The following is a 13,297-nucleotide window of genomic DNA, read 5'->3' as shown; positions in this document are numbered from 1 at the left end:
AATAAGTTTAAAGATAGTAATTTTTACCATCTGTTTTGATTTTACCGGCATCCAGTAAGTCTCTGATCCGATTGATACGATTTGTTTCATCACCTGTTTTAATTGCATTTACCAACTCTGATAGGCCATAGGATTGAATTTGAAGCAGGGTAGCAATCTCAAAATCAATTTTATCATCCAGATGTTCCTCATCATCAGCTTTCTTTTCTGACAAACAAACATCACAAACACCGCATTTATCTCCATTTGGCTCATCAAAATAACGGAGCAGCTGCACACTTCGGCACTCCTTGTTTTCTGTATATGTGAGTACTGCATTCACCTGATCGGTCTGAATCTTTTTTCTGAGCTCTATATATTTTACGTCAATATCAAGATGCGGCAAATCTAACCGCGGTCGTACATATTGCAACTGAGGCTGATCTGTCTGCGGCAAGTAAGACAACAAACCCTGCTCTTCCAAAAATTTCAACTGCTTACCTACCTCATTAAATGACATCGCCATCTTTTTCGCGATATCGGATTCCTGAATCTTAATGTAATGCTCAAATGCACCACCACAGGAGCGCAATATGGTTTTAATCAAGCGGTCATAACCTGCATTTTCTATCTGAAAACGGTATACATCTTCATGTCCGACGATAAAAAGCAGTCTCGATGGCAAAAAGATATTCTCAGACAAAGTGATATATCCATCGTGCTCCAGGAACTTTAAAGCAGCCAGTGCTTTAATTATACCTATGTTAAACCGCTTACAGAAATCTGCGATATCGAAACCAAAGCTCAGTCCTTCCCCACTGCCAAAAGCCAGTTGAAAATAATTACCCAGATAATGGTATACTTTTTTGATCTCATCAGATGAAGGAAAACTATCTTTGTATTTGCCTTCTAATGCCAGCTGATCACTTTTATTGGCCAATAACACCCCATAAGATCTGCTTCCATCTCTACCGGCTCTTCCTGCTTCCTGGTAATAAGCTTCCAAACTATCGGGCAGATCCAGATGAACTACAAAACGTACATCGGCTTTATCTATCCCCATTCCAAAAGCATTCGTAGCTACCATCACCCTAATCCTGTTTTGTTTCCAGTCCTCCTGCCTTTTAAAGCGTTCTTCCTTTTCTACACCTGCATGATAAAAATCTGAAGCTATACTATTTCGTTGTAGAAATAAAGCAATTTCAGCCGTCTCTCTCCTATTCCTCACATACACCAATCCACTGCCTTTCACATTTTTCACTATGCTCAAAAGCTTCCGGTGCTTATCCTCATCAGCCGAAACCACATAACTCAGGTTTTTTCTGGCAAAGCTCTGCACAAAGATTTTATGGTTTTTAAACGCCAGCTTATCTACAATGTCATTCCTTACAAATTGAGTTGCCGTTGCCGTAAGTGCTAGCACAGGCACATCAGGAATCACTGTTCTCAAGGCATTTACCTGCAAATAAGGAGGCCTGAAATCATACCCCCATTGAGAAACACAATGAGCCTCATCTACTGCAATCAAATTTACATTCATATAGGAAATACGCTCTCTTACAAGTTCCGAAAGTAAGCGTTCGGGCGACAGGTATAAAAACTTGATCTTACCATAGATGCAATTATCAAGTAAAATATCAATTTCCCGCTTGCCCATACCCGCATATATTGCAACGGCATCAATACCCTTGCTTTTTAGATTTTCAACCTGATCTTTCATGAGAGCAACAAGCGGAGAAACCACTATACAAATCCCATCCATTACCATGGCAGGTATCTGGAAACACAAGGATTTCCCTCCTCCTGTAGGCATCAACGCAAGTGTATCATGTCCGTCTAAAACTGATTTAATAATCTCATCCTGCAAAGGCCTGAAACTTTCAAATCCCCAATATCTCTTTAATATTTCCGCTTCGTTCATAATTTAACCCGTCATCCCAAACTTTGTCAGCATCTCCTATAAAAACATGTTCATCAAAACTATAAAAATGAACTGATATTATTAAATTGCGGGCTAATTAACCACCGCAGCATATGAGATCATCATTTTTACTATTACTTTTCCTTGCCACAACCTATTTTTCTCATGCTCAGGAAAAAAAATGGGATATAGAAAAATATCAGGGAACGACTAAAACGTTTTCAATTAATACAGATGAAGGTACTTGGATGAATCTTGATGTCAGTTCAGACGGAAAAGATATCGTCTTTGACTTACTTGGCGATATTTACGTCATACCCATCGGAGGTGGCGCTGCTACGTTGCTAAGCGGCGGTATTGCCTGGGACATTCAACCAAGATTTAGTCCCAATGGAAAATATATCTCATATACAAGCGATAAAAGCGGGGCCGACAATATCTGGATCATGAAACGCGATGGATCTGATAAAAGACAGGTTACAAAAGAAACTTTCCGTTTGCTGAATAATGCAACATGGACTCCAAACAGCGAATACCTCATCGCCCGCAAACACTTCACCGCGTCACGTTCATTGGGTGCAGGAGAAATGTGGATGTACAATATACACGGAGGTGATGGTATACAGCTTACCAAAAGAAAAAACGACCAGCAGGATGCCGGCGAACCAAATGTTGATCCTAACGGACGCTATCTTTATTTCAGCGAAGATGTTTCTCCCGGTCCTAACTTCGAATACAGTAAAGATCCCAATGGATTAATCTATGCGATCAGACAACTGGACATGAATACCGGAAAACTGAGCAACCTTATTGCACAAGCAGGTGGTGCCGCACGTCCACAAATATCTCCTGACGGAAAAATGATGGCTTACGTAAAAAGGGTAAGATTAAAATCAGTGCTGTTTGTTCAAAATCTAAAGACAGGTGAAGAATGGCCGCTCACAGAAGACCTCTCTCACGACCAGCAGGAAACATGGGCAATCTTCGGTGTATATCCCAACTACGCATGGACTCCGGATACCAAAAACATAGTTTTCTATGCCAAAGGAAAGATTAAAAAAATTGAACTAGCCTCGCTAATAACCACTGACATCCCATTCCAGGTTACCATCAATCAGACTGTGCAGGAAGCATTGCATTTCCCTCAGCAAGTATTCAACCCTGAGTTTACCTCAAAAATGATCCGCCAGTTGACCACCTCGCCAGACGGCAAATTCGTCATCTTTAATGCCGTAGGCTTCTTATATAAAAAGGAGCTTCCTAACGGAAATCCAGAAAGAATTACCGATGGCATTGACTTTGAATTTGAGCCAGAAATCAGTCCGGATGGTAAAACAGTTATATATACCACATGGAGCGACGAGTTTAAGGGCGCCATCAAAAAGACAGATATCAAGTCTGGAAAAACGGTAATACTTACTGATGAAAAAGGCTTTTATTATTCTCCTAACTTCTCCAATAAGGGTGATAAAATCGTATTTAGAAAGGGAATCGGCAACGATGTTCTGGGTTATGCTTATGGTCGTGGAACGGGCATTTTTACCATGTCTGCAAATGGAGGAGCTAAGACCTTAGTTTCCGAAAATGGCATTAAGCCTCAATTCAGTACTGATGATAGCAGAATTTATTTTCAAGGAAATGAAGGAGGTAAAAAGGCATTAAAAAGTATAGACCTTAACGGTGCCAATGAACGCACACATTATACTTCTACATACGTTACACAGTTTTCTCCTAGTCCGGATGGAAAATGGTTGGCGTTTACAGAATTGTTCAATGTGTACATTACACCCATGGTTAACATCGGCTCTCCGCTAGAACTGTCTTCTGCCAATAAAAACATACCTCTTACAAGAGTGACCAAGGATGCAGGAACCTACCTGCACTGGAGTCATGACAGTCAGAAGTTATTGTGGACACTGGGAGATCAATACTACAGCCGTGAAATTAAAAACACTTTCGACTTCATTGAAGGTGCACCGCAAAACCTGCCTAAACCGGACAGCACCGGTATCACCATTAATTTAAAACTGAAAGGCGACATGCCTACAGGTCTCACCGCCTTAAAGGGAGCGCGTATCATTACAATGAAAGGAGATGAAGTTATTGAGGAAGGAACGATCCTTATCGAAAACAATAAGATCATTTCAATGGGAAAAGCGACAGAACTTGTGATCCCGGTTGCAGCAAAAGTTATAGATGTGACAGGAAAAACCATCATGCCAGGTATCATTGATGTGCATGCGCACCTCCGCACAAGTCCGGATGGAGTTAGTCCAACAAACGACTGGTCTTACCTGGCCAACCTCGCTTTTGGGGTAACTACCGCTCATGATCCTTCCAGCAATACAGAAATGGTATTCAGTCAGTCAGAAATGATCAAAGCAGGGAGAATGGTCGGTCCACGGTTGTACTCAACAGGAGCTATACTTTATGGTGCCGATGGAGATTTCAAGGTGGCAATCAATAGTCTGGATGATGCGTTATCACACTTGCGCAGGCTAAAAGCTGTGGGTGCCTTTTCAGTAAAATCATATAACCAACCACGAAGGGATCAGCGTCAGCAGATTCTGGAAGCAGCCCGACAACTGAAAATGGAAGTTGTTCCTGAAGGCGGCTCTACATTCTTCACCAATATGAATATGGTGGCCGATGGGCACACCGGCATCGAACACAGTATCCCCGTAGCACCAGTATATAAAGATGTTGTTTCTTTCTGGAACAACACAAAAGTTGCCTATACACCTACATTAATCGTTAGTTACGGAAGTCAATGGGGAGAGAATTATTGGTATGACCGCACCAATGTCTGGGAAAATGAAAGACTCCTGAATTTTACTCCAAGAGCTATCATTGATTCCAGATCAAGAAGGAGAACAACCTCCGAATATGGAGATTACGGACATATTGAAGTATCTAAAGCAACTAAACAAATTGCCGACGGTGGCAACACTAAAGTAAATCTGGGTGCTCATGGACAAATTCAAGGACTTGGGGCACATTGGGAACTCTGGATGCTTGTACAAGGCGGCATGACTCCTCTTCAGGCCATAAGATGCGCAACCATCAATGGCGCTTCATATTTAGGCATGAACCGTGAAATAGGTTCACTAGAAGTAGGAAAACTGGCGGACATGGTTATCATGGATGCTAACCCGCTTGATGACATCAGAAACTCCGAAAAAATCAAATATGTGATGATCAATGGAAGAATTTACGACAGTTTATCTATGAATGAAATTGGTGGGCATGAGAAATTGCGTGGCAAACTATGGTTTGAGATGGGCAAGGGAATGGTTTACAGCTTCCCTACAGGAATTGCAGAGACCTGGACTTATACCATACCCAATTGCGAGTAAGCAGTTTGAGATGATTTTCATTAAAAGAAAAATAATACCGATCCAGTGATTGGTTATAAAAACAAGAAAACCTGTCAATTTATAAAAAGAATATCACAGGGACATAACGGGGAGATAACAGGGACTTAACAGGGGCAAATCCTTTTTAAGTCCTTGTTATCTCCCTTTAAAATTCGATTACTATTTTAATCAAGTGTATTTCGGTATTATACTTAATAGCTATAACTATAAAACTAAAAATTACTTAAGTAGAAACTCAGTTTACGAGAGACAAAATAAAAACTATAGGTTTTGAGCAATCACAAAACCACTGGCCCAGGCCCATTGAAAATTATATCCTCCCAGCCAACCGGTTACGTCTACACATTCACCGCCAAAAAACAAACCTGGTATTTGCTTGCATTCCAGCGTTTTGGATGAAATCGAATTGGTATCTATACCGCCCCTCATCACCTCAGCTTTATCATACCCTTTGTCACCCGCCGGTTTCACTTTAAAAAAATGAATGGTTTTATCAATGGATTCTAGCTCCGCCTTTGTTAAAGAAGCTACCTGCTTATCAATGGGAAGAAATTTACTGAGGGCTTCAGTAAATTTTTTAGGATAAATCCTGTTAAGAAAAGTGGACAACAGTAGTTTACCATTTTCTTTTCTTTCAACCTCTATTAGATCAACAATATGCTGTCTTGGCAATAAATCAATATTGATCTCCTCTCCTCTTCTCCAATAAGACGATATTTGCAGAATTGCAGGTCCACTCAGTCCCCAGTGCGTAAAAAGAATATTCTCTTCAAAGGATATTTCGTCATTACTAACTTCACAAAAAACTGAATTTCCAGACAATTGGGTATACCATTCTTCATCTTTACCAGTAATGGTGAGCGGCACCAAAGCGGGAGCTGTTTCAATAATGTTTAGTTTATGTTTCCTTGCAAAACGCAAAGCGAAATCGGTTGCCCCCATCTTTGGGATAGGTAAACCTCCGGTAGCAATAACCAATTTAGGTACCTTCAGCACTTTTACGTTACCATCCTTTGTGTATTTAACAGAGAAACCATCTTCCAAATGTTCAATATTCGTAACTTCTGTATCGCAAATGATCCGCTGGCCAAAGTCGGCACAGATTTCTGTAAACACAGCCACTACATCCTTCGCATTTTTGCCGTCTGGAAAAAGCTGTCCTAGTGTTTTTTCTTTACCGGCAATGCCATAGGTCTCAAAAAAACTCACCGTATCATCTACTGTCCACTGCGTAAAAGCCGATTTAGTGAAATGTTTATTATTGGATATGAACTGCTCGTCACTAGCAAACAGATTGGTATAATTACAACGGCCACCACCGGATATTAGAATCTTTGCACCCGGTTTATCGCTCTTTTCCAACAATATAATCTTTTTTCCAAGGTAACCAGCCTGCACCGCACACATCAAACCGCAAGCTCCTGCACCAATAATTATAGCATCTGCATCCATCAATCCGTTTATATTGTTATTTTTGTGCAAAATAAGCATAACTTTTTCATATAGATATGGCAAAACAAATAAGTGATTTAAAATTAGGCATATTAGGTGGTGGTCAACTGGGCAGAATGTTGATCCAGGAAGCTATCAACTACAACCTGACCACCTTAATTTTAGATCCGGATACTGATGCTCCCTGTAAACACATCGCTAATTACTTTGAATGTGGTTCTATTACGGATTTTGATACGGTTTATAACTTTGGTAAAAAAGCAGATATCATTACCATTGAAATAGAGAAAGTAAACATCGATGCACTTGAACAGCTTGAAAAGGAAGGTAAACACGTATATCCTCAAGCGAGGGTGATACGTCTGATCCAGGATAAGGGTGTCCAAAAACAGTTCTTTAAAGAAAATGACATCCCGACTGCCCCTTTTCAACTGGTAAATACAAAAGAAGACATCCTAAACAGCGACTTTGCTTTCCCTTATATTTTAAAACAGCGTCGTGATGGTTATGATGGAAAGGGTGTAATGAAAATCAACAATGTAGCGGAGGTTGACAATGCCTTTGATGCACCTTGTCTGATTGAACAACTGGTAGATTTTGAAAAAGAGATCGCAGTAATCGTTGCCAGAAATCCTAATGGAGATGTTAAAACTTTCCCTATGGTTGAAATGGAATTCAATGCAGAAGCGAATCTTGTAGAATTCCTGATCTCACCTTCTACCTATCCTGAATCCGTACAGCATCGGGCAGAAACTATTGCTAAAAAAATAGCTGCAGCGTTAAACATCACAGGCTTACTTGCAGTAGAAATGTTCATCACGAAAGATGGCGAGATCTTAGTTAATGAATTGGCTCCCCGCCCACACAACAGCGGACATCATACGATAGAAGGCAATTATGTGTCTCAGTTTGAGCAACACTTACGCTCAATATTCAACCTTCCTTTAGGCGACACCCGTGCTGTCAGCAATGCAGTTATGATCAATCTGCTAGGCGAAAAAAACCATAACGGAGTAGCTAAATACTCGGGTTTGGAAAAAATCATGGCAATTGATGGTGTATATGTACACCTATATGGAAAAAAATATACCAAACCATTCCGCAAAATGGGGCACATCACCGTCGTAGATCAAAATCGCGATGCGGCAATAGAAAAAGCAAACTATATAAAAAACACATTAAAAGTTATTTCATAAAATGAGCGTACAGGTAGGTATTATAATGGGCAGCAAATCGGATCTTCACATCATGCAGGATGCTGCCGATATTTTTAAAGAATTTGGGGTTGAGTTTGAAATGACTGTTGTGTCTGCACACAGAACCCCGGACAGGATGTTTTATTACGCTAAACAGGCCGCAGGGCGTGGACTAAAAGTGATCATCGCCGGCGCAGGTGGTGCTGCACATTTACCAGGTATGGTGGCTTCGATTACTGTATTACCTGTAATTGGCGTTCCCGTAAAATCTTCCAATTCTATAGATGGCTGGGACTCAATCTTATCTATACTGCAAATGCCTAATGGCATTCCTGTAGCCACGGTAGCGCTTAATGCGGCAAAAAATGCAGGTTTATTGGCCGTTCAGATTCTATCTACAGCTGATTCTGCTCTCGCTGAAAAAATGCAGGCTTATAAAGATGAATTGCGCAAGAAAGTTGAAGAAACCGCTACTGAGATGGAAGGTTAATTTAAGTTAGGGTTTTGGGGAAATTTACTCACATGGGCATATTTGGGTCCGAGATTGATGATTACTTCTCTCCATACCTCCTCTTCATTATCAGAAAACACTACGTCAGCGTGGTACTTGTCTGACACAATCCAGGTGTTTTCTTCAATTTCATCTTTCAGTTGTTGCTCTGCCCAGCCCGAATAGCCTATAAAGAATTTAATTTCATCCGGACTGATACTATTGTTATTGATCAGGATTTTTAAAGCTTCAAAATTACCTCCCCAATAAACTCCTTTAGCTATTTCTTCACCGTCACGTATCTTATCGTAACAGCGGTGAATAAAGTGTATCGTATCCGTGCCTACCGGTCCTCCAATATATACCGGGAAATCCGCTTCGCCTAACTCAGGAATCAAATCCTTAAGCATTAAAGCACTCGGATGGTTCAAAATGAAGCCAACTGTACCCTCTTCCTGGTGTTCTGCGATCAACACCACCGAACGCTTGAAATTTGGATCCATTAAAAATGGTTCTGAAATTAATAATTTACCAAGAGATGGCTCTAATCGACTTAACATTTCGGAAATTTAGAAAAAATAACAAACTAACCCTATTTTTGAACATGGAGCTTACTAAAGAAAACATACAAAACTTACGCCAAGATTATCGTGCAGCACAGCTTTCTGAAAATGATGTAGAAAGCAATCCCATACTGCAGTTTAAAAAATGGTTTGCAGATGCTGTAAATGCACGGTTGTATGAACCTAATGTGATGACATTAGCTACCGCAGACAGCGATGGAAAGCCTTCTGCCCGCATTGTATTGTTAAAAGGTTTTGATGAAAGTGGGTTCGTATTTTTTACAAATTATGAAAGTAAAAAAGGGCAGGATTTAATAGAAAATCCACAGGCGGCTCTTGTATTTTTCTGGGCAGAATTAGAAAGACAGGTAAGAATAGAAGGTCTGGTAACGAAAGTTGATGCACAAACTTCCTCCGATTATTTTCATTCCCGTCCTATCGGCAGCCAGATTGGAGCCATGGCCTCTCCGCAAAGCAGTATAATTAATGATAGGTCTTTACTGGAAGAAAAAGTGAAAGAACTTACATCTGAATATGAAGGCAAAGAAATTCCCCGCCCTTTACATTGGGGTGGTTATCTGATAGAGCCTAAGTTTATAGAGTTCTGGCAAGGGAGATCAAGCAGACTTCATGATAGAATTGCTTACGATCTTGTGGATGGTTCATGGATTATCAATAGATTAGCGCCATAAACTTAAACTAGCATCATAAAAAACGAAATGAAAAACATCGCAGTTATAGGCTCCGGAACTATGGGCAATGGAATCGCTCATACTTTTGCCCAATTTGGATATCAGGTCAATCTTATAGACATCAGTAATGATGCACTATCTAAAGCTTTAAGTACAATTAGTAAAAATCTTGACAGACAAGTAAGTAAAGGCACTTTATCTGAAACTGAAAAATCAGATACATTGTCCAGAATTACAGTATATAATGACCTCAAAGAAGGTGTTTCTGACGTCAGCCTTGTTGTTGAGGCTGCGACTGAAAATCTGGAATTAAAACTAAAGATTTTTAAAGACATAGATTCCTTTGCCAAATCCGAAGCTATTCTGGCCAGTAATACCTCTTCAATATCCATTACAAAGATTGCTTCCGTAACAGGCCGTGGCGACAGAGTAATCGGGATGCATTTTATGAATCCTGTACCGGTAATGAAATTGGTAGAAGTAATCAGGGGGTATGCAACCAGCAATGAAACTACTGAAGCTGTGATGGAGCTTTCCAGAAAATTGGCTAAAGTTCCTGTAGAGGTGAATGATTATCCAGGCTTCGTAGCCAATAGGATACTAATGCCGATGATCAACGAGGCAATCTATACGCTGTATGAAGGTGTAGCAGGTGTGGAGGAAATTGATACTGTAATGAAGTTGGGAATGGCACACCCGATGGGGCCATTACAACTCGCTGACTTTATAGGTTTGGATGTATGCCTCGCTATTTTGCACGTGCTACATGATGGCTTTGGCAATCCTAAATATGCGCCATGTCCATTGTTGGTCAATATGGTCACAGCTGGTAATAAAGGCGTAAAATCCGGAGAAGGTTTTTATAACTATGCCAATGGCGTAAAAGAAGCAAAAGTTGCTAGTAAATTTAGCAAATAGCACTTAACTTAATGGCTTTTATAGTAACTTTACGGTATGAATGAAAACCTGGATCCTTCTTCAGAAAGCCTCACCCCCACTGAACGCGATATAGAAAAAGTACTGCGCCCGCAGGCTTTTGAAGATTTCACAGGTCAGGAAAAGGTGATGGAAAACCTGAAGATCTTTGTAAAAGCTGCAAAACTTCGTGGTGAACCTTTGGATCACGTTTTACTTCATGGCCCTCCGGGATTGGGAAAAACCACGTTATCTCTGATCATTGCAAATGAGATGGGCGTTGGTATAAAAGTCACCTCCGGCCCTGTACTAGATAAACCCGGGGATCTTGCTGGGCTGCTGACTGGCCTTGATGAAGGCGACATCCTTTTCATTGATGAAATACATCGTTTAAGCCCTCTTGTAGAAGAATATCTGTATTCTGCTATGGAGGACTTTAAAATAGATATTATGTTGGAGAGCGGACCTAATGCCCGTTCTGTACAGATTTCCTTAAACCCATTTACGCTCGTTGGCGCCACTACCCGTTCAGGTTTATTAACAGCACCATTAAGAGCTCGATTTGGGATTAATTCCAGACTGGCTTATTACGATGCCAAGTTGTTAACCACGATCGTATTGAGGTCTTCTGAAATACTGAAGACACCGATTACAGACGAAGGTGCCTATGAAATTGCAAGAAGAAGCCGCGGTACTCCTCGTATTGCGAATGCTTTGTTAAGACGTACAAGAGATTTTGCCCAGATCAAAGGCAATGGTCAGATTGATACTGAAATTGCGCGTTATGCGTTGAATGCACTCAATGTAGATGAACACGGGCTTGATGAAATGGACAATAAAATATTGACCACCATTATAGATAAGTTCAAAGGCGGACCTGTAGGGCTTAAAACTATTGCTACTGCTGTAGGCGATGATGAGGGAACTATCGAAGAAGTTTATGAACCATTCCTGATCCAGGAAGGCTTTCTAATGCGAACCTCCCGTGGCCGAGAGGCTACTGAAGCGGCTTATAAACACTTAAAAAGAAATTTCCCAGGGCAAACCGGAAAGTTGTTTTAAATTCTTACAAACGCCATATCGGCAGTGTTTTTGTTAGATAGAAAATTACCGGCTGACTAAAAAAATCAGTCTTGGGCATTAAGAATATGCCTTTAAAAGGCATTTAAACATCATTTATGAATATAGAAACAAGAAAACTAACTTTAGAAGATTATGACGACCTTAAAGAATCCATGCTTCAGGCTTATGATACGCTTGGCGGCCAAATCTGGAGCAAGTCGACCATAGCAAAACTTTTAAAGCTGTTTCCTGAAGGACAATTGTGCATCGCAGTAGACGATAAAGTAGTGGCTTGCTCCCTGTCTATTATCGTTGATTACGATGAATATGGAGACAAACACACTTATCAGAACATCACAGGAAATTACGGTTTTAGTACACATGATGCAAACGGAGACGTATTATACGGGATTGAGATATTTGTTCATCCTGAATATAGAGGATTACGGTTAGGGAGGAGATTGTATGAAGCCAGGAAGGAACTTTGCGAGACACTGAACCTCAAGAGTATTATTGCCGGAGGAAGGATCCCGGGATATCATGAATATGCAGACAAACTCAGTCCAAGGCAATATATAGATAAGGTAAAAGCCAAAGAAATCTACGACCCTACCCTTACTTTTCAGATTTCCAATGACTTCCACGTAAGAAAAGTGTTAAAGAACTATCTCCCGGGAGATCATGAATCTAAAGAGTTTGCAACGCTTATTGAATGGAATAACATCTACTATCAGGGCATTGATGCTTCTGCACGTTCGGCAAAAACGATCCGTCTTGGTTTGGTACAATGGCAGATGCGATTGTTTCCTGACATTGAAGCTTTCTATGAACAGGTGGAATTTTTTGTAGATGCAGTAAGCGGATACAAATCTGATTTCATCATGTTTCCAGAATTCTTCAATACCCCATTACTTCAGCCCTACAATCATCTTCCCGAAATGGAGGCAATGCGTAAGCTGGCTGAACAAACTGAGGAGATTGTACATAAAATACAGTCATTTGCAGTTTCTTACAATGTGAACATCATATCTGGCAGCATGCCGATATTGGAAAACAATAAGCTCTACAATGCTACTTACTTGTGTCATAGAACAGGTAAAACTGAAGAGTTCAGGAAAATTCACATCACTCCCAATGAGCAAAAATACTATGGAATGGTGGGTGGCGATAAAATTCAGGTATTTGACACAGATTGTGGAAAAATAGGAATACTCATCTGTTATGATGTAGAATTCCCTGAATTGAGTAGAATTTATGCAGATCAGGGAATGCAGATACTATTTGTACCTTTCCTTACGGATACTCAAAACGGTTATACGAGAGTAAGACACTGCGCTCAGGCGAGAGCTATTGAGAATGAGTGTTATGTTGCGATAGCTGGATGTGTAGGTAATCTACCTAAGGTTAATAATATGGATATTCAGTTTGCACAATCTGCAGTGTTTACCCCATCAGACTTCGCATTTCCAACTAACGCAGTGAAGGCTGAAACAACACCAAATACGGAAATGATGCTTGTGGTAGATGTGGATCTTCACCTTTTAGATGAGCTCCACCATTTTGGAACGGTCAAAATACTGAAGGATCGCCGTAAGGATCTCTATGAAGTAAGATTGCTAAAATAGCTAGCTATATTAACAAAAAGGGGTG

10 protein-coding genes are annotated in these 13,297 nt (G+C 40.5%); 7 read left to right on the top strand and 3 right to left on the bottom strand.

Going from position 1 to position 13,297, the window contains the following annotated elements:
• Nucleotides 1–7 precede the first annotated feature (7 nt).
• Nucleotides 8–1,900 (bottom strand): RecQ family ATP-dependent DNA helicase, encoded by a 1,893-nt coding sequence (locus tag FA047_RS04050; protein WP_136834684.1) that lies wholly within the window; start codon nt 1,898–1,900, stop codon nt 8–10.
• Nucleotides 1,901–2,013: 113 nt separating this feature from the next.
• Between FA047_RS04050 and FA047_RS04045 the strand changes: the two genes are divergently transcribed.
• Nucleotides 2,014–5,256 carry an amidohydrolase family protein gene (locus FA047_RS04045; RefSeq protein WP_136834683.1) on the top strand — a complete coding sequence of 1,081 codons (3,243 nt, stop codon included), beginning with the start codon at nt 2,014–2,016 and terminating at the stop codon, nt 5,254–5,256.
• Between the two features lie 282 nt (nt 5,257–5,538).
• On the opposite strand, the gene FA047_RS04040 is transcribed toward FA047_RS04045, so the two are convergent.
• The gene (locus FA047_RS04040) at nt 5,539–6,768 is read right to left on the bottom strand and encodes a BaiN/RdsA family NAD(P)/FAD-dependent oxidoreductase (RefSeq protein WP_225872623.1); all 1,230 of its coding nucleotides are present in this window, start codon (nt 6,766–6,768) and stop codon (nt 5,539–5,541) included.
• Nucleotides 6,769–6,785: 17 nt separating this feature from the next.
• Here FA047_RS04040 and FA047_RS04035 point away from each other — a divergent pair, with 17 nt between their 5' ends.
• Both FA047_RS04035 and purE read left to right on the top strand, forming a co-directional pair.
• Nucleotides 6,786–7,925 carry a 5-(carboxyamino)imidazole ribonucleotide synthase gene (locus tag FA047_RS04035; RefSeq protein ID WP_136834682.1) on the top strand — a complete coding sequence of 380 codons (1,140 nt, stop codon included), beginning with the start codon at nt 6,786–6,788 and terminating at the stop codon, nt 7,923–7,925.
• 1 nt (nt 7,926) lies between these two features.
• Nucleotides 7,927–8,415, top strand: coding sequence for a 5-(carboxyamino)imidazole ribonucleotide mutase (gene purE / locus FA047_RS04030; RefSeq protein ID WP_136834681.1), 489 nt, complete (start codon nt 7,927–7,929; stop codon nt 8,413–8,415).
• Here the strand turns inward: purE and FA047_RS04025 are convergent.
• The gene (locus tag FA047_RS04025; protein WP_136834680.1) at nt 8,412–8,975 is read right to left on the bottom strand and encodes a YqgE/AlgH family protein; all 564 of its coding nucleotides are present in this window, start codon (nt 8,973–8,975) and stop codon (nt 8,412–8,414) included. The genes purE and FA047_RS04025 overlap by 4 nt on opposite strands.
• Nucleotides 8,976–9,019: 44 nt before the next feature.
• Between FA047_RS04025 and pdxH the strand changes: the two genes are divergently transcribed.
• From pdxH to FA047_RS04005, 4 genes are all read left to right on the top strand, one after another.
• Nucleotides 9,020–9,670: a pyridoxamine 5'-phosphate oxidase gene (gene pdxH / locus FA047_RS04020; protein ID WP_136834679.1), complete on the top strand. Its 651-nt coding sequence runs from the start codon at nt 9,020–9,022 to the stop codon at nt 9,668–9,670.
• Between the two features lie 27 nt (nt 9,671–9,697).
• A complete protein-coding gene (locus FA047_RS04015) occupies nt 9,698–10,588 on the top strand; it encodes a 3-hydroxybutyryl-CoA dehydrogenase (protein WP_136834678.1) in 891 nt (296 codons plus the stop codon).
• Between the two features lie 36 nt (nt 10,589–10,624).
• On the top strand, nt 10,625–11,647 hold the full coding sequence (gene ruvB, locus FA047_RS04010; RefSeq protein WP_136834677.1) for a Holliday junction branch migration DNA helicase RuvB: 1,023 nt from the start codon (nt 10,625–10,627) through the stop codon (nt 11,645–11,647).
• A gap of 116 nt (nt 11,648–11,763) precedes the next feature.
• Nucleotides 11,764–13,272 (top strand): carbon-nitrogen hydrolase family protein, encoded by a 1,509-nt coding sequence (locus FA047_RS04005; RefSeq protein WP_136834676.1) that lies wholly within the window; start codon nt 11,764–11,766, stop codon nt 13,270–13,272.
• Nucleotides 13,273–13,297: the final 25 nt, after the last annotated feature.

Origin of the sequence: Pedobacter frigoris (assembly GCF_005116445.1) — a bacterium.
Lineage (GTDB): Bacteria > Bacteroidota > Bacteroidia > Sphingobacteriales > Sphingobacteriaceae > Pedobacter > Pedobacter frigoris.
The sequence above is the reverse complement of the archived record's forward strand: the minus strand, read 5'-3'. Positions and strand labels throughout refer to the sequence as shown.